Annotated in this window: 8 protein-coding genes; 7 read left to right on the forward strand and 1 reads right to left on the reverse strand. The window is 72.9% G+C overall.

All coding sequences use genetic code 11. The features are described from left to right. Position 1 precedes the first annotated feature (1 nt). Positions 2-6,328, reverse strand: a complete 6,327-nt coding sequence (locus AB0J58_RS05825; RefSeq protein WP_364210786.1) for an amino acid adenylation domain-containing protein — start codon at positions 6,326-6,328, stop codon at positions 2-4. Between the two features lie 366 nt (positions 6,329-6,694). On the opposite strand from AB0J58_RS05825, the gene AB0J58_RS05830 reads away from it, so the two are divergent. Genes AB0J58_RS05830 through AB0J58_RS05860 form a run of 7 tightly spaced genes read left to right on the forward strand, consistent with a single transcriptional unit; the run spans position 6,695 to position 18,392 of the window. Then, positions 6,695-8,173 (forward strand): class I adenylate-forming enzyme family protein, encoded by a 1,479-nt coding sequence (locus AB0J58_RS05830; RefSeq protein ID WP_364210789.1) that lies wholly within the window; start codon positions 6,695-6,697, stop codon positions 8,171-8,173. Beyond that, positions 8,173-9,462, forward strand: a complete 1,290-nt coding sequence (locus AB0J58_RS05835) for a condensation domain-containing protein (RefSeq protein WP_364210792.1) — start codon at positions 8,173-8,175, stop codon at positions 9,460-9,462. Before AB0J58_RS05830 ends, AB0J58_RS05835 begins: the two co-directional genes overlap by 1 nt. Continuing rightward, positions 9,441-9,680 (forward strand): phosphopantetheine-binding protein, encoded by a 240-nt coding sequence (locus AB0J58_RS05840; protein WP_343982507.1) that lies wholly within the window; start codon positions 9,441-9,443, stop codon positions 9,678-9,680. The genes AB0J58_RS05835 and AB0J58_RS05840 overlap by 22 nt, the downstream gene beginning before the upstream one ends. Next, the gene (locus AB0J58_RS05845; protein WP_364210795.1) at positions 9,673-10,596 is read left to right on the forward strand and encodes a thiamine pyrophosphate-dependent dehydrogenase E1 component subunit alpha; all 924 of its coding nucleotides are present in this window, start codon (positions 9,673-9,675) and stop codon (positions 10,594-10,596) included. The genes AB0J58_RS05840 and AB0J58_RS05845 overlap by 8 nt, the downstream gene beginning before the upstream one ends. Beyond that, a complete protein-coding gene (locus AB0J58_RS05850; RefSeq protein WP_364210798.1) occupies positions 10,587-11,570 on the forward strand; it encodes a transketolase C-terminal domain-containing protein in 984 nt (327 codons plus the stop codon). The genes AB0J58_RS05845 and AB0J58_RS05850 overlap by 10 nt, the downstream gene beginning before the upstream one ends. Beyond that, positions 11,563-12,726 carry a 2-oxo acid dehydrogenase subunit E2 gene (locus tag AB0J58_RS05855; RefSeq protein ID WP_364210800.1) on the forward strand — a complete coding sequence of 388 codons (1,164 nt, stop codon included), beginning with the start codon at positions 11,563-11,565 and terminating at the stop codon, positions 12,724-12,726. Before AB0J58_RS05850 ends, AB0J58_RS05855 begins: the two co-directional genes overlap by 8 nt. Continuing rightward, a complete protein-coding gene (locus tag AB0J58_RS05860; protein WP_364210803.1) occupies positions 12,723-18,392 on the forward strand; it encodes an amino acid adenylation domain-containing protein in 5,670 nt (1,889 codons plus the stop codon). Before AB0J58_RS05855 ends, AB0J58_RS05860 begins: the two co-directional genes overlap by 4 nt. The last annotated feature ends 143 nt before the right edge of the window (positions 18,393-18,535 follow it).

An 18,535-nucleotide genomic window follows, 5' to 3' on the forward strand; every position in this document is an offset into this window, starting at 1 on the left:
CTCAGCTCCCGGTCTCCATGAGGCGCGCGGCCTCCTCGTCGGACAGTTCGGCCAGCTCGGCGACGAGCAGTTCCTCCACCGCCGCCGCGAGGTCGGCCACGGTGCTCCGCGCGAACAGGGTGCGGATCGGCACGTCCACCTCGACGGCGGCCCGGAGCCTGGCGACGGCGCGGGTGGCCAGCAGCGAGTGCCCGCCCAGCGCGAAGAAGTCGTCGAAGGCACCGACCTCCTCGATGCCCAGCACCTCGCCGAAGATCTCGGCCACCAGCTCCTCGGCGTCGCCGCGCGGGGCGGTTCTCGTCCGGGGACCGGCCTCGGGCGCGGGCAGCGCGGCCCGGTCGAGCTTGCCGTTCCCGGTCAGCGGCAGGGTCGTGAGGTTCACCCAGAGCGTGGGGACCATGTGGGCGGGCAGCGCCCCGGCCAGGTATCCGGCCAGTTCCTCGCCGCCGGCCGTGCCGACGACGTAGCCGACCAGGGTCTCCCGGCGCACCGCCACCGCGGCCTGGCCGACACCGGGGTGGGTCAGCAGCCACGCCTCGATCTCGCCGGGCTCGATCCGGAAGCCGCGGACCTTGACCTGGTCGTCGAGGCGGCCGAGGAACTCCAGCCGCCCGTCGGACCGCCAGCGCGCCAGGTCGCCGGTCCGGTAGATCCGTTCTCCGCGCAGGACGGGGAAGCGCTCGGTGGTGAGGCCCGGCCTGGCGAGGTAGCCGGTGGCCACCCCGGCCCCGCCGACGCAGAGCTCACCGGGGGCTCCCGGCGGGACCTCCTGGCCGGCGGCGTCCAGGAGCAGGACCGAGGTGTCGGCGATCGGGACGCCGATGGGCGGCCGTCCCTGGGAGCCGTCCAGCTCGGCGGCGGTGGCGATGATCGTCGCCTCGGTCGGGCCATAGGTGTTGACCAGCCGTATCCGGTCGCCGAAGCGCCGGCGCCAGCGGGCCACGGCCGCCTCGTGCACCTGCTCGCCGCCGAGGATCACCAGGCGCAGGGTCGGCGGCCAGGCGATCTCGTCGATGTCGTCGACCAGCGCGTGCCAGTAGGCCGTGGGCAGGTCGAGCACGGTGACCTGGTCGAGGTGGTCGGGCAGGGTGACGCCGCCCTCGGGCAGCAGCTCCAGCCGGGCCCCGGCGGCCAGCGCCGGGTAGATCTCCTCGGCGTGGGTGTCGAAGCTCAGCGAGGCGAACTGGACCATCCGGTCGCCCGGACCCAGCCCGTACGCCTCGCGCATCCACCCGACGCGGGCGGCCAGGTTTCGGTGCGAGACCACGACCCCCTTCGGCGTTCCGGTGGACCCGGAGGTGTAGATCACGTAGGCGGCCCCGCCGTCCGGTGCCGCCGGATCGGCGGGCCGGCCGGTTTCCGAAGCGGGGGGCCGGTCGTCCAGCCGGACGACCGGGGTGGTGGGGGGCAGCCGGTCGCGCAGGGCCGCCGAGGTGAGGACGAGGCGGGTGGCGCTGTCGTCCAGCATGAAGGCGAGCCGTTCGGCGGGGTGGTCCGGGTCCAGCGGCAGATAGGCCGCCCCGGCCCGCCAGACCGCGAGCAGGGCCGCGACGGCGTCGGGCGATCTGTCCAGGCAGACGCCGACCACATCGCCACCGGTGACGCCGTGCCCCCGCAGCAGCGCGGCCAGCTCGTCGGCGCGGGCGTCCAGCCCGGCGTAGCCGAGCGTGGCACCCCCGCAGCCGATCGCGACCGCGTCCGGCGTGTCGCGTACGGTCGCCGCGAACAGGTCGGGCACCGAGGCGGAGGTGGACCGCACCGGGCCGCGGGAGAGGCGCAGGAGCAGGGCGTCGTCGTCCTCGGTGCGCAGCGGCAGCTCCGAGACGCGGTCGCCGGACGCGCCGGGCAGCGCGGTGAGCAGCAGGTGGAACCGTGCGGCCATGGCCTCGACCGTGGCCCGGTCGAAGAGCTCGGCGTCGTAGGCGAAGCTGAGCATGAGCTCGTGCTCGTCCTGCCATGCCTCCAGCATCAGCTCCAGCTTGGCCTGCCGCATGCCGTGCTCGAACACCGTGGCGGTCAGCCCGCCGAAGGCGTCGCGGGCCTGCCCGGAGTCCTGCGTGTGCAGGATGAGCATGGTCTGGAACAGCGGTGTGCGGGTGAGGTCGCGCTCGACCCCCAGGGCCCGCACCAGCTCCTCGAACGGCACGCCGCGGTGGGAGAAGGCGTCCAGGACACCGGTCCTGGTCTCCCGGAGCAGGTCCGAGAAGGCGGGGTCGGCCGACAGGTCGCCGCGCATGACCAGGGTGTCGCTGAGATAGCCGACGACCGGTTCGAGCTCGACCCGGTCCCGGCCGGCGGTGGCCGTACCGACGAGGATGTCGCTCCGGCCGCTGTGCCGGGACAGCAGAACCTGGTAGGCGGCGAGCAGGACCATGAACATGGTGGCGCCGTGCTCCCTGCCCAGCCAGGCCAGGGCGGCGGCCTCGGCCTCGTCCAGCCGGACGGTGACCACCTCGCCGCGCCTGGCGGCCCCGGCGGTGCGCGGCCGGTCGACCGGCAGGTCCAGCGGGGTGGGGTCGGCGAGCCTGTCCCGCCAGTAGCCGAGCAGGCCGCCGAGGTCGCGCTCGCGCTGCCAGCGGGCGACGTCGCCGAACTGGAGCGGGACCGGGGGCAGGGCGGTGTCGCCGGAGTACAGGCGTGACACCTCGTCGAAGACGAGGTTGAGCGACCAGCCGTCGCCGAGGATGTGGTGGAGCACGACGCACAGGACGTGGTCGTCCTCGGCGATCCGGATCAGCGCGACGCGCAGGGGCGGCCCGGCGGCCAGCTCGAAGGGCGCGTTGGTCAGCGCCGAGACCAGTTCCAGTGCCTCGGCCTCGTCCGCGGCGTTCGTCTCGTCGAGGGCCACGGGACCCGGTGGATCGATGACCACGACCGGCACGCCGTCCACCTCGGGGAAACGGGTGCGCAGGCTCTCGTGGCGGGCGATCGTGCCCGCCAGGGCGCGGGCCAGGGCGTCCCGGTCCAGCGGCCCGCGCAGCCGCCTGACCAGGCACATGTTGTACGACGCGTCGTCTCGGTCGAGCCGGTTGAGGAACCAGAGCCGTTCCTGGCCGAAGGAGAGCGGCGGAGCGGTTCCCTCGGGCCTCGGGCGCGGCCCGTCGCTCTCGCGGGCCGCGACGCCGAGGCCGGGCCCCGCTTCCGCGACCGGGACGCCGGGGCCGGGCAGCAGTTCCGCGAGCCCGGCGACCGTCGGCCGGGTGAACACCTCGCGGACGGGAATCTCCGTTCCGGACAGCGCCGCCAGCCGTGAGGTGACCATGGTGGCCAGCAGCGAGTGCCCGCCCAGGGTGAAGAAGTCGTCGTGCGCCCCGACCTGCGCCGTCCCGAGCACCTCGGCGAAGACCTGGGCGACCATCCGCTCGGCGGGGGTGCGGGGGGCGGTCGCGTCCCGCACGGGCGTCCGGTCCACCGCGGGAAGCGCGTTGCGGTCGACCTTCCCGTTGGGGGTCAGCGGCAACGCCTCCACCTCGACGAACACGCTGGGCACCAGGTAGCCGGGCAGCTCGCGCGCGGCGTGCTCCCCGAGACCGTGGAGCGCTCCGCGGCCGTCGGATCCTGGCCGCGCGGGAGGTGGCGCGGCGGGCACGACGAAGGCCACCAGCCGGTCCCCGCGCACCGCGACGACCGTCTGCCGCACGCCGGGGTGGGCGTCGAGCACCGCCTCGATCTCGCCGAGCTCGATGCGGTGACCCCGTAGTTTGACCTGGTCGTCGGTACGGCCGAGGAACTCCAGGGTGCCGTCGTTGCGGAGACGGACGCGGTCTCCCGTCCGGTAGTGCCGCGAGCCGCCGGGGCCGGGGACGAAGCGCTCCGCGGTCAGGGCCGGGCGGCCCAGATAGCCGGTGGCCACTCCCGCGCCGCCGATGAGCAGCTCTCCGGCCACCCCGATCGGGCACGGTCCGCCGGCGGGGTCGGTGACCTGGACGACGGTGTTGGCGATCGGGCGGCCGATGACGATCTCGCCGGGATGTTCCGGAACGTCCCAGGCGGTGGACCAGACGGTGGTCTCGGTCGGACCGTAGACGTTGACGAGCCGGTCGAGGCGCGGGCGGAGCTCGCGGGCGAGCCGGGGCGCGAGCGGCTCACCGCCGGTCAGGCCCACCACGCGCGGCAGGTCCCCGGTGAGCAGGACCCGCCAGCCCGAGGGGGTGGCCTGGACGTGGGTCACGCCCTCGTCCCTGATCAGGCACGCGAGCCGCGCGCCGTCACGGGCCGTCTCCGCGTCGGCGACGACCACCCGGCCACCGGTCACCAGCGGCAGGTAGAGCTCCAGGGCGGAGATGTCGAACGACAGCGAGGTCAGCGCCAGCCACACGTCCCAGGGCTCGGAGCGCAGCAGCGCGCGCATCGCCAGCAGGAGGTTGGTCAGCGCCCGGTGGGGCACCGTCACCCCCTTCGGCCGCCCGGTGGACCCGGAGGTGTAGAGCACGTACGCGGTGTCGCCGGGGCGTGGTCGCGTGATCACAGCAGGGGTCACGGCGGGGGTCACGGTGGGGGTCACGGCGGGGGTCACGGTGGGGGTCACGGTGGGGGTCACGGTGGGGGTCACGGTGGGGGTCACGGTGGGGGCCGCGGTGGGGGCCGCGGTCGCCGGGGGAAGGTCGTCGAGGCCGGTCAGGACCAGCGCGGCCGCGGAGTCCTCGATCACGTACGTGACACGGGCCTCGGGGTAGTCGGGGTCGACGGGCAGGTAGGCCGCGCCGCTCATCGCCACGCCCAGCAGGGCGACGAGCATGTCGGCGCCGCGTTCCATCCGGAGCGCGACCAGCGAGCCAGGCCCGATCCCGGCCGCGCCCAGCCGCCCGGCGAACTCCGCCGCCCGCCCGGCCAGTTCCGCGTACGTGAGTTCCTCCGCTCCGGATCCGCCCGCCGGCGCGGTGCCGGCGGGCACGGCCCGTACCGCGATCGCGCCCGGGGTCGCCGCGGCCTGTTCGAGCAGCAGGTCGACCAGTGTGATCTCGGGCGTTTCGGTCCCGGTGTCGCTCCACTCCGCCAGCAGGGCGAGCTCGGCGTCCGGCAGCATCCGCAGCGAGCTCACCGGCGAGCCGGGGTCGGCCACCACGGCCGCGAGCAGTTCCTGGAAGCGGGCGACCAGCCGTGCCACGCTCTCGCGGTCGAACAGCTCGGTGCTGTAGATGACGGTGCCGTACAGGTGGCCGTCGTCGCCGGGGGAGAGGTCCATGGACAGATCGAGCCGGGCACGGGACCAGCCGTTGGGGAAGGGCGCGGCGTCGAGGCCGGGCAGGGGCTCGGCCCACTCGCCGTGGGTGTGGAAGGCGAACATGGTCTGGAACAGCGGCGTGCGGCTGAGATCACGTTCCAGGTCGAGGTCCGCCACCAGGCGCTCGAAGGGGATCTCCTGCCGCGAGAGCCCGTCCAGCACCATCCTGCGGGTGCGTCTGAGCAGTTCGTCGAAGGTGGGGTCGCCGGACAGGTCGCAGCGGAGGGCCAGCGTGGTCGCGAGGAAACCGATCATGGTCTCCAGTTCGGTGCTGCCGCGACCGGCCGAGGGGGTGCCCACGCAGAAGTCGCGCTGGCCGGTGTGCCGGTGGAGCAGGACCTGGTAGGCCGCCAGCAGCACCATGAACGGCGTGCACCGGGCACGCCGGGCGAGGGCGCCGATCGAGGCGGCCAGATCGGCCTCGATCCGGAAGTCGACCTCGGCGCCCTCGCCGGTCCGCCGGGCGGGGCGCGGCCGGTCGGTCGGCAGTTCCAGGGCGGGCACCCCGGCGAGCCGCTCGGTCCACCAGCGGAGCTCGGAGTCCGCGGGGCGCAGGTCGCGCGCGTACTCGCCGTACTGCAGGGGAAGCTCGGGCAGCGGCGCGCCGCCCCGGCTGCCGTAGTGGACGGCGACCTCGGAGCGGAGCACGTTCAGCGACCAGCCGTCGCCGTTGATGTGGTGCAGGACGACGCAGAGCACGTGCTCCTCGGGGCCGAGCTCGATCAGCGAGACCCGGAACGGCGGCGCGGCGGTCAGGTCGAAGGCCGTGTTGGTGAGGGCGGAGACCAGCGCGGCGGCCTCCCGCGCGTCCCGGGCCGCCAGCCGCTCGACGGCTACCGGCGAGGGCGGGTCGACGATCGCCAGGGGCTTCCCGTCCACCTCGCGGAACCTGGTCCGCAGGCTCTCGTGCCGGGTGGCCACGGCGGTGAACGCGGCCTCCAGGGCGGTCCTGTCAAGGCGACCTTTCAACCTGTAAACATAGGATGTGTTGTAGGTCGAGTCGCCCGGGTCGAGCCGGTGCAGAAACCAGAGCCGCTGCTGGCCGGGTGACAGGGGGTACTCCGTCACCGGCCGGCCGGTTGGAACGGTCTCTGATTGGAACACGCAGGGCTCCTTTTTCGGCCGCGGGCCCGGTCGCTCACGCAATCGCGCTGGAAATTGGTACGCAAAAGGCCCACTCCGTGCGTATTTACCCAGTTGGGCGGGCCTCGGGAAAGGTCACTTTCTGGAAAGAAACCTTTCAGTTAGTTCTGGGTGGTCAGTGTTACACCTCCACTCCGAGGGCGCAAGGCCCACTCTCGCGAGGGTTTCGTCCCTCCGGCGAACCTCAGCCAAAGGTCTTGCAAGGCTGTGGCGATCATGTAAGACTGGCGCTCGATTTTGAATAGTAAAGATTCTTTCCTGTATTGCTCTCAATGGCCACTCGCCCTGATTGCATATACATCCGATCTTTAGTGGGAGGTTCACCCGGTGAACCTGACCGTCCCCCAACTGCTCAGAGACCGGGCGCTCGCCGACCCCGACGGGATCGCGCTGATCGTGCACGACTCGGCCCGGCTCACCTACCACCAGTGGCACGAGCGGTCCCTCGCGCTCGCGAACGGCCTGCTCGCGCGCGGTGTCACCTCGGGTGACCGGGTGGGCCTGGTGTTCGGGGCCACCGACTGGACGGACTACGCCGTGGCGTTCTGCGGGGTCCTGGCGGCCGGGGCGGTGGCCGTACCGCTCTCCGACCGCCTCGCCCCCGATGACCTGCGTCTCATGCTGGCCGGCTGCCGCGCGACCGGGATCGTCCACGCGGCCGGCCTCAGCGCCGACCTCACCGCCGGCCTCGCCGTGCCCGAGGCCGGCTGGAGCGCGACCGTCGACCGCCTGAGCGCCGAAACGTCCTATGAGAAGGCCGACCTCGCGGCACCGGAGCCGGGAGATCTCGCCCAGATCCTCTACACCTCCGGCACCACGGGCCGCCCCAAGGGAGTCTCGGCCACCCATGCCAACCTGACCTATGGCTGCGGTTCCGGACGCCGCCCGTTCGCGCACTCCCGGCATCTCGTGCACGCCTTCCCGATCGGCACCAACGCCGGGCAGACGATGCTGATCAACGCGCTCGACGCCCGGCCGGCCGTCGTGACTCTGCCGCGCTTCACCCCCGGCCGCTTCGCGTCGTTGATCGAGTCCTACCGGGCGGGGACGGTCTTCCTGGTCCCCGCGATGGCCATCGAGCTGATCAACGCGGGGGTGGCCGAGCGGCACGACCTGTCCAGCGTGCTGCTGCTCGGCTCGGCCGCCGCGCCACTGCCCTCGGCCGTCGCCCAGGCGCTGACCACGGCCTTCCCCAGTGCGACGATCGCCAACTACTACACCTCAACCGAGGCGGCCCCGGCTCAGACGATCATGATGTTCGACCCGGAGCGGCCGGGAAGCGTCGGCCGTGCCATCGCCGGGGGACGGGTCAGGATCGCCACCGCGACGGGCGGGCCGCTGGCGCGGGGGGAGACCGGAGAGGTCTGGATGCGATCCCCCGCGGTACCGCGCGCCTACTACGGCGACCCCGGCAGCGAGACCTTCCGCGACGGCTGGGTGCGGATGGGCGACCTCGGCTACCTCGACGCCGACGGCTATCTCTACCTCGTCGACCGGGAGGGCGACGTGGTGAAGTCCGGGGCCTTCAAGGTCTCCACGATCCACGTCGAGGAGGTCGTCCACCGGCACCCGGCGGTGATCGAGGCGGCCGCGTTCGGGGTTCCGCACCCGGTGCTCGGAAGCGTCGTCACCGTCGCCCTCGTCACCTCGGAGCCCCTCGCGCCGGAGGAACTGCGGATCTTCCTCAAGGACCGGCTGGCCCCGCACGAGTTGCCCGCGCACGTCGTCACCGTCGGCGCCCTGCCGCGCAACGCCGGCGGCAAGGTCGACAAGAAGGCGCTGCGCCGGACGATGGGGAGCGTGTGATGTCCGGGTCCGAGGTCACGTTCACCCAGCAGGGGATGTGGGTGACCGAGCAGGCCGCGGGCGGCGGCACCGCCTACCACATGCCGTTGATCGTTCATCTCCGCGGCGCCCTGGACACCGGCGCGCTGCTGGCGGCCTGCGCCGCGGTGGTCGACCGGCACCCGGCGCTGGGCGGCGTGGTGGCGGAGGTGGGCGCCGAGCTGCGGCTCGTGCCCGGCGCCGAGGTTCCGGTACGCCGGGCGGCGGCCTTCCCCGCTGATCCCCCGAACGACGTCCCGGGAGGTTCCCCGGGGAGCCCGGACCATGGGCCGGGCGTGCGCGCGTCGGTGCGGGAGGAGATCATGCGCGCCTTCGACCTGGGGAAGGGCCCGCTGGCCCGCTTCACCCTGTTCGAGACCGGCCCCGAGCGGCACCTGCTGCTCTTCGTCGCCCATCACCTGATCTTCGACGGGCAGTCCAAGGACATCCTGGTGCGCGACCTGGCCGCCTTCCACAACGGCGAGCCGCCGCCCCCGCTGCCCGAGATCGACCACGGCAGGGCCGAGCGCGACCGGGTGGCCGCCATGCTTCCCGCCGCGCGCGAGTTCTGGAAGCCCCGCTGGCGAGATCCGGGCGAGACCGTCGTGCTCGGCCGGGCGCTGAGGTCCCGGCGGGCGGGCGAGGGACGGGTGCTCCGGTTCACCCTCGGCCCACAGGTCCCCTCGGTGCCCGGCCTGACCCGGTTCGAGGCGCTGCTGGCCGCGCTGCACGCGCGGCTCCTTGGCTACGGCAACGCCTCGGTGACCACCGCCGTCGACCTGTCCACCCGGCCCGAACAGGCCGTCGGCCACATCGGCCTGTTCGTCAACGAGCTCCCGGTCGCCTCCACCCCGTCCGGGCGGCAGACCTTCCGCGAGTTCGCCACCGCGCTCCGCGCCGAGCTGCGCGAGGTCTACCGGTTCCGCCAGGTGCCGCTCTCCCGGGCGCTGCCCCGCATCCGGCCGCACGCCGCGCTGGTGCCCGTCTCCGTCAGCTACCGCGTCCGCCGCGACGCCGACCCGGCCTTCACCGGCCTCGACACGTCCGTGGAGTGGACGGTCTTCAACCACGGGGTACGCGGCGCGCTGCACCTGCAGTGCGTGGACGGCCCCGGCGGGCTGGAGATCAGCCTGCGCCACGACCCCGAGACGGTGCCCGACGCCGCCAGGGTGGCCGAGGACCTGCGCCTCCTGCTGGAACGCGCCACCGATGACCCCGACCTGCCACTGCACGAACTTCTGGAGAACGAATGGGTTCCGTCACCACGTTGACCGACCAGGTGCGCGAGATCTGGGAGGAGGTCCTGGGCATCTCGCCGATCGAGGACGACGACGACATCTTCGACCTGGGCGGTCACTCGCTGACCATCACCCAGATCATCGCCCGGATGCGCAAGCGCCTGGACATCGAGGTCTCCCTGGACGACTTCTTCGACAATCCGACGATCGCCGGGATCACCGGGATCGCGAGCTCCCTCGGCGATGACTGAGATCCTCGACGGGCTCCGTCTCTCCCGCCTGGCCGACGACGACCTGGAGCTCCTGCTGCTGGTCAGGCACTTCGAGCTCAAGCTCCTGGAGCTGTACGGCAGGGGTGAGCTGGGCGGCACCACCCACACCTGCCTCGGCCAGGAGTACGTCCCGGTCGCGCTCCGCCCCCTGCTCGGCCCGGCCGACCACGTCTTCAGCAACCACCGGGGCCACGGCCACTACCTGGCCAGGTTCCGCGACCCGCACGGCCTGCTCGCCGAGATCATGGGCAGGCAGGGCGCGGTCTGCGGAGGCGTCGGCGGCAGCCAGCACATCCACCGCGACCGCTACCTGTCCACCGGGGTGCAGGGCGAGAGCATGCCGGTCGCCGCCGGTGTCGCGCTCCATCTCAAGCGCGCCGAGCCGGGGGCCCTGGCCTGTGTCCACATCGGCGACGGCACCTGGGGCGAGGGAGCGGTCTACGAGGCGCTGAACCTCGCCGCGCTCTGGCGGCTCCCGCTGCTCGTCGTGGTGGAGAACAACGGCATCGCCCAGTCCACCCCGACCGCGTCGCAGATGGCGGGCACGGTGGCCGGGCGGGCGGCGGCCTTCGGCATCCCGCACCTGCGGGTCGTCTCCACGGACGTCAACGAGATCCGCCTCACGCTGGAGGAGGAGGTGGCGCGGGTGCGCGAGGCGGGGCCGCTGGTGGTCGAGTTCGTCACCCACCGCCTCGGGCCGCACAGCAAGGGCGACGACGTGCGCCCGGCCGACGCCGTACGGGCCGCCAGGGACAACGACTGGTACGGCCGCTACGCCCACCACCATCCCGAGCAGTTCCACCGGATCGACGGCGCGGTCAGGGCCGAGGTCCAGGCCGTCGCCGACGAGGTCGCGGCCCGCCCGCTCTCCCGCTGGGAGGCACCGTGCGGGTAGCGGAGAACCTCAACGCGGCACTGCACGGGCTGCTGGACGACGACCCCACCGCCTACGTCCTCGGCGAGGACATCCTCGATCCGTACGGAGGCGCCTTCAAGGTCACCAAGGGCCTGTCCGGCCGCTTTCCCGGGCGCGTGATCGGCACTCCGATCAGTGAGGGCGCGCTGACCGGCGTCGCGGCGGGTCTGGCGCTGACCGGCAACACGGCCGTGGCCGAGATCATGTTCGGCGACTTCGTGACGCTCGCCTTCGACCAGCTCTGCAACTTCGCCGCCAAGTCGGTGTCGATGTACGGCGGGCGGCTGCCGCTGCGGATGGTGGTGCGCTGCCCGACCGGCGGCGGCCGGGGCTACGGCCCGACGCACAGCCAGAGCCTGCAGAAGCACTTCGTCGGCATGCCGGGGCTGTCGCTGTACGAGATGTCCCCCTTCCATGACAACCGCGCGGTGCTCGCGGCGATGCTGGAACGGGGCGAGCCGTGCGTGTTCTTCGAGGACAAGATCCTCTACACCCGGCCGATGGGCCGGGTGGATCCGCCGTTCCTCCTCCGCCGCGACGGAGACCTGGCCGTGGTGGACATCCGCGACTCCGCGGAGCGCCCCGACTGCGTGGTCATCGCCCCCGGCGGGATGGCCCACCGGGTACTGGCCGCGATGCGCTCCCTGCTGGTGGAACAGGAGATCTGCACCCGGCTGCTGGTGCCCTCCCGCCTCTATCCGCTGGACGCCGACGCGCTCCTGCCGCACCTCGCGGACGTCGTCGTGGTCGCGGAGGAGAGCACCGCCGGGGGTACCTGGGGCAGTGAGGTGGCCCACCTGCTGCACGCCCGCGTCTGGGAGCGCCTGCGCGGTCCCGTCCGCCTCGTCCACTCGCGGGCCGCCGTGATCCCCACCGCCGCGCACCTGGAGAACGAGGTCCTGGTCGGGGAGTCCACGATCCACCGTGCCGTACGGGAGGCCCTGCGTGGCTGACATCCGCGTCCCCAAGCTCAACAACAACGACACCGAGTACCTGATCGTCGAGTGGCTCGTCGAGGACGGCGGGCCCGTCGTCGCGGGGCAGGCGGTCGCTGTGCTGGAGACCTCCAAGGCCGCCGACGAGCTGGAGGCGGAGGAGTCCGGCCACCTCTACCACGCCGCCGCTCCCAACACCTGGATCGCTCCCGGCGCGCTCCTCGCCCGCGTCACCGCCGAGGCCGTCCCCCCGGAGGGTCCCGCTCCCGCTCCGTCCGGTGCCGAGCCGGCGACAGGCGAGGACGAGCCGGAGCTCCGGCCGCTCGTCACCGATCCCGCCCGCGCCGCCATGGAGGAGCTCGGGGTCTCCGACTCCGACGTCGCGTCCCTGGGCCTGGCCGTCGTCCGCCGGGCCGACGTGGCGGCCCTGGCAGCCCGCAGTACCGGGGCGGCGACCGGCACCGTGCGGGCGGACGCGCCGGGACCCGGTACGGACCCGGACAAGGCCAACGGGCGACAGGCGGGCACCCACCGCCTGTCGCGGGTGCAGCGCGCCGTCGCGCGCGCCGTCACCGTCTCGCACACCGCGATCCCCGCCGCGTACACGGTCGTGAGGTTCGAGGTGGGCCCGCTGCTGGCGCGGACCGGGGAGCTGAGCAGACAGGTCCGCAGGCCGGTCGGCCTGGCGGAGCTGTTCGTACAGGCCGTGGCGGCGCTGCACCCCGCCTTCCCGCTCTTCTTCGCCTCGATCGACGGGGACGAGGCACGGCTGGCCGACGCGCCGCGCGTCGGCGTCACGTTCGACCTGGGCGAGGGCCTGTACGTGCCGGTCGTCCGCGACACCGGGTCGCTGCGGGAGATCGCCGAGGCGCTCATGCGCTACCGGCTCGCCGCGGCCGAGGGGGACTTCCGCGAGAAGGACCTCACCGGCGCCAACATCGCCGTCACCCTGCACACCGACGCCGACGTCGTCCTCGCGATCCCGCTCGTCTTCCCCGGCACCGTCTGCGCCCTCGCGATCACCTCGCCGCAGTCCGAGCCGGTACTCGCCGAGGACGGCACGGTGACCGCGCGAACCGTCGCCAACATCGGCCTCGCCTACGACCATCGACTGATCAACGGCCGGGACGCCGCGCTCTTCCTCGCGGCCCTCAGAACGGAGCTGCGGGCTTGAGCGAGACAACGCTGTCGGACGCGAAGAAGGCACTGCTCGCGAGAAGGCTCCGGAACCGGGGGGAGTCGCGCACCGTCGTCGCCCGCGCCCAGGGAACCGTCCCGCCCCTGTCCCACGCGCAGGAGCGCCTGTGGTTCCTGGAGCAGTACCGCCCCGGCACCACCACCTACACGGTCCCTGTCGCGGTGCGCCTGCGCGGGAAGCTGGACGCCGACGCGCTGCGCCGGGCGCTGGACGAGATCGTCGCGCGCCACGAGGCCCTGCGGATGCGGTTCCTCACCACCGAGGACGGCACCCCCGAGCTCGTCGTCGACGAGCCGGGCCCCGCCGAGCTGCGTGTCACCGAGGCGGCCGACGTGGACGCCGCGATCGAGCTGCTCGACACCGAGCTCGCCGTCCCGTTCGACCTGGAGCGCGGCCCGCTCTTCCGAGCGGTGCTGGTCCTCCTGGCGCCCGACGACCACGTGCTCCTGCTCGCCGCCCACCACACGGTCATCGACGGCTGGTCGAGCGACCTGCTCATCCGCGAGCTGCTCGCCCTGCACGACGGTGAGACCCCGCCGCCCGCGCCGGTCGGCTACGGCGACTACGCCCGCTGGCAGCGGGACCGGGACCACCGCCGCGAGCTCGGTCACTGGCGCGACCGGCTCGCCGGGCTGCCCGCACTCGAACTGCCCACCGACCGGCCGCGCCCCGCCGAGCAGTGCCACGAGGGAGCCGCGCTCGACGTCCGGGTGGACGCCGACCTCACCCGGCGGCTGGCCGAGCTGGGCGCCGCGTCCGGCGCCACGCCGTACATGACGTTGCTGGCCGCCTTCCAGGTGCTGCTGGCCCGCTACTCGGGGCAGGCGGACTTCGCCGTCGGCTCCCCGGTCGCCGGACGCGGGCTGCCCGAGCTGGACGGTGTCGTCGGCATGTTCGTCAACACCCTGGTCCTCCGCGCCGACCTGGCGGACGACCCGCCGTTCACCACCTTCCTGGCCCGCACCCGGGAGAGCGCGCTGGACGCCTTCGCGCATCAGGAGCTCCCGTTCGACCAGCTGGTCAGCGAGCTGAACGTGGTCCGCGACGTCAGCCGCTCGCCGCTCGCGCAGGTCACGTTCGCGCTGCAGAACTTCAAGGCGGGCCGGGAGGACGGGCGTCTCTCCTACCTCACCCTCCCGGCCAGGACGACCCGGTTCGACCTCGGCCTCTACCTGTTCGAGAGCCCGGACGGGCTGGTCGGTCACCTCTCCTACAGCACCGCGCTGTTCGACCCCGAGACCGTGGAGCTGCTGGCGGCGCGGTTCGAGACGCTACTGCGCTCGATCGTGGCGGATCCCGGTGCGCGGGTGGGCGAACTCTCGCTGCTCAGCGAGGACGAGCGGGACCTGGTCCTGGGCTTCGGGGCCGGTCCCGCGCTCCGGCCGTCCGGCCACGACCTGCTCCACGACCTCCTCACCGCGCAGGCCGCGCTGACCCCCGACGCGACGGCGGTGGTCCACGGCGGCTCGCCGGCCTCGGGTACGGCGTCCGTGACGTCCGGGGTCCGCGGCGGCTCGCTGACCTACGCCGAGCTCGACGAGCGCTCCACCCGGATCGCCGCCCTGCTGAGGAACCGCCACGGCGTGGGCCCGGACAGCAGGGTCGGTGTCCTCCTGGAGCAGTCCACGGATCTCGCGGCGGCGGTCATCGGCGTGCTGAAGGCCGGTGGCGCGTACCTGCCCCTCGACCCCAAGCAGCCCCGCGACCGCCTGGCGTACATGCTCGCCGACGCCGGGGTCGTCGCCGTCCTCACCGCCTCCGCCCTGTGCGACCTGATCCCCGACCTCCCCGGGGCGCCGGTGATCCGCCTGGACTCCGAGGCGCTGGACGAGACCGGGTTCGAGCCTCCCGGAGTCTCGCCGGACCACCTGGCGTATGTGATCTACACCTCGGGGACCACCGGGCGGCCGAAGGGCGTCGGGGTGCAGCACCGGCAGGTGCTCAACTACCTCACCGGGGTCAGGGAGCGTTTCGAGGTCGAGCCCGCCTCGGTCCACACGCTGCTGCAGTCGCTCTCGTTCGACTTCGGGGTGACGATCCTCTACCTGTCGATCATGACCGGCGGTGAGCTGCACCTGGCCGACCCGCAGGCCCCGGCCGAGGAGCTCGCCGGGCAGCTGAGCAGCACCGACTACCTGAAGATGACCCCCTCCCACCTCGCCTCGCTGCTCGCCGCGGTGGACGACCCCGCCGAGCTGCTCCCGCGCAGGCTCCTCGTCCTCGGCGGCGAGGCCTCGGGGTGGAGCTGGGCCCGCGGACTGGCCGCGCACACCACGGTGGTCAACCACTACGGCCCCACCGAGGCCACGGTCGGCGTCTCCACCCACGCGGTCACCGGGGAAAAGGAGCGGGCGCCGAACCTGCCGATCGGCAGACCGCTGCCCGGCGCCCGGGTCTACGTGCTGGACGAGCACCTGCGGCCGGTCCCGCCGGGCATGACCGGCGAGATCCACCTCGGCGGTGACCGGCTCGCCCGCGGATACCTCGGCCGCCCCGGGCTGACGGCCGACAGGTTCCTGCCCGACCCGTACGGCGAATCCGGCGCCCGGATGTACCGGACGGGCGATCTGGGCCGCTGGCTGCCCTCGGGCGACCTGTGCTTCCTCGGCCGCCGAGATCTGCAGGTCAAGGTCAGGGGCTACCGGGTGGAGCTGCCGGAGATCGAGTCGGTACTCGCCGACCAGCCGGGGATCGCCCACGCCGTCGTCGAGCTGCGCGCGGACCGGCTGGTCGGGTACGTCGTCGCGGAGACCGCCGGCGACCGGAGCAGCGTCAGCGAGCTGCGGGCGAGGCTCGGCGAGCGGCTCCCCGAGTACATGATCCCCGGCCGGTTCGTCTGGTTGGACGAGCTGCCGCTGAAGTCGCACGGCAAGGTCGACCGGGCAAGGCTGCCGGAACCCGACGAGGCACGACCCGACCAGGAGGCCGGGTTCGTCCCGCCGGGAACGCCGCTCGAAGAGGCGATCGCAGCGGTATGGGCGAAGGTGCTGGGACTCGTCCAGGTCGGCGTGCTGGACGACTTCTTCGACCTGGGCGGGCACTCGCTGCTCGCCGCGCAGGTGGTCGCCCGCCTCAGAAAGGCCCTCCCGGAAGGCGGGCGCCAGGTCACCATCCTGGACCTGTTCAAGAACCGGACGGTCCGCGAGCTCGCCCGGCTCGTCGAGACGGCCGACGACGGCCCGCGCATGCTCCTGCACCGGCTCACCCCGGCCCGCGCGGCCACCTCGACCCTGGTCTGCGTGCCGTACGGCGGTGGCAGCGCGGCCATCTACCAGCCGCTGGCCGACGCGTTGCCGGCGGACTGGGCACTGCACGCGGTCGCCGTCCCCGGCCAGGAGATGGGGCTGATCGAGGAGACCCGGCCGGTGGAGGAGGTCGCGCGGGGCTGCGTGGCTGAGATTCTCCGGGACGTCCGGGGGCCGCTCGCGCTGTACGGGCACTGCGGGCTCGGCGTCATGCTGACCGTGGAGATCGCCCGTCACCTGGAGGCGGCCGGCCGCCAGGTCGAGGCGATCTATCTCGGTGGCATCTTCCCCTTCGCGCGCCCCGACTCGCTGCTGGCCCGGCTGTCGAACCTGACCGACCGCCTCCGCAGCGACCAGGTCTGGGCCAACGCCCTGCAGGCCGCCGGTCTCGACGTGGAGGACCTGGAACGCGACCAGCTCAAACTGATGATCGACAACCGCCGCAAGGGCACCAGGGAGGCGGAGCGCTATTTCACCCGCCTCTTCACCGACGGCGTCGAACCGCTCAGGGCGCCGATCATCTCCGTGGCGGGCGACCGCGATCCGGCCACCGAGTTCTACCAGGAGCGCTACCGCGAGTGGCACCTGCTGACCGGCTCCACGGCCGTGGTCGTCCTTGACGAGGCTGGGCACTTTTTTCTGAAATATCGGGCGGCGGAGCTCGCGGCCATCGTCACCGGCACCCACGGGGCCATCGCCTCCGGCGACACGGCGAAGCTGGGCCGCACCGACAGGTCCACCTGGTGGCTCGACGGCGTCTCCGTCCAGGACGCCCGCGCTCGTGACACATCGGCCGGGGCCGCCTGCACCGACCCGGTCCTCGTCCGAGCCGTCACCGCCCCGGCCGGCCCGGTGAAGGACGCGGAGAGCGGAACCGGTCAGGACCCCGGTGAGCGGTCCGTACCCGCCGGAGCCGTCGTCCGGGCTGGGCGGACCCCGGCCATGCCCGCTCTCGCCGGTCCCGGCACGGGTGGCGTGCCACCGGCGGCCGGGCCCCCCGGAACGGCGGTCTCCCCGGTGAGGCCCGGCCCCCAGCCGAGCATGAGGCGGTTCGCCACCGTGGCCGCGGGACAGCTCGTCTCGATCGTCGGGTCTTCGCTGACCGAGTTCGCCGTACCGCTGTGGATCTACATCACCACCGGCTCGCTCGCCAGGTTCGCCCTGTTCTCAGTCCTCGCACTGGTCCCGGGCATGCTGGTCTCCCCGCTGGCCGGTGCCCTCGTCGACCGTTACGACCGGCGCCGGGTCATGCTTGCCGGAGACATCGGCGCCTTCGGCACCCAGCTGGCACTCGGTGTCCTGCTGTGGACCGGCAACCTCCAGGTCTGGCACATCTACCCGCTTCTGGTGCTGCTGTCCGTGGCGCTGACCTTCCAGCGCCTCGCGTACAACTCGGCGGTACCGCAACTGGTCCCCAAGCGCTTCCTCGGCCACGCCAACGGGGTGGTCCAGATGGTCACCGGCACCGCACAGCTGGTCGTCCCGCTGCTCGCGGTCGGCCTGATGGCGGTGATCGGCCTGGAGGGCATCCTCGTCCTGGACGTCGTCTCCTACGTCTTCGCGATCGGGGTGCTGCTCTTCGTGCGCTTCCCGAAGGCCATGGCGTGGAAGCGCAGGGAGTCGCTGGTCGCCGAGATGGTCGAGGGCTGGCGGTTCTCCTGGGGCAACCGGGGCTTCCGCGGCATGCTGTTCTTCTTCGCGGTGCTCAACGTCTTCCTGTCCCCGCTCTTCCTGCTCATCTCGCCGCTGGTCCTCGGCTTCGCCACGCTGGAGGACGTCGGCCGGATCTCCTTCTTCGGAGGCCTCGGCGTCTTCCTCGGTGGCCTGACCATGACCGTCTGGGGAGGCCCAAGACGGCGACGGCTGCGCGGCGTCATGCTCTCCACCCTCGTGCTGGGCGCCTTCTGCCTGGTCACCGGCCTGCAGCAGAACCTGATCCTGATCGGGATCGGTGCCTTCGGGATGTCGTTCTGGCTGACCATGCTCAACGGCGTCTACGCGACGATCATCCAGGTCAAGGTGCCGCAACGGTTCCACGGCCGCGTCATCGCCCTCAACACGCTCATCGCCTGGTCCACGCTGCCGATCGGGTTCGGTCTGGTCGCGCCGTACGGCAGTGCCCTGTTCGAGCCGCTGCTCGCGCCAGGCGGGCCGCTGGCCGGCACCGTCGGCCTCGTGCTCGGCACCGGCGAGGGCCGCGGCGTCGGACTGATGTACGTGCTGTTCGCGGTCGCCATCGCGGTCACGGCGCTGGTCGCGATGCGGACCCGCACGCTGTCCAGGTTCGACACCGACGTCCCCGACGCGCTCCCGGACGATCTGGTCGGCTTCCAGACCATCCGGAGGCGTCAGGAGCGCGAGCGGGACGAAACGGCTGCCCAGGTGATCTCCACCTAGGCCCCGCCCCCTCCTCGCCGGGGTGAGGAGGGGGCGGGGCGGCGCCTCGCGGAATGGAGACTCGCGGGACAGGGGTTCGCGGGACAGGGGAGGGAACCATGGTGTGCCGCGGTGACCGGCGGCGACACGGTGAGGCATCACCC

Source organism: Streptosporangium sp. NPDC049644, assembly GCF_040675205.1.
Lineage (GTDB): Bacteria > Actinomycetota > Actinomycetes > Streptosporangiales > Streptosporangiaceae > Streptosporangium > Streptosporangium fukuiense.

Coding starts and splice junctions, on each gene's coding strand:
- AB0J58_RS05835 (WP_364210792.1), top strand. CDS start 8,173: ATGTCCGGGTCCGAGGTCACGTTCACCCAGCAGGGGATGTGGGTGACC.
- AB0J58_RS05840 (WP_343982507.1), top strand. CDS start 9,441: ATGGGTTCCGTCACCACGTTGACCGACCAGGTGCGCGAGATCTGGGAG.
- AB0J58_RS05845 (WP_364210795.1), top strand. CDS start 9,673: ATGACTGAGATCCTCGACGGGCTCCGTCTCTCCCGCCTGGCCGACGAC.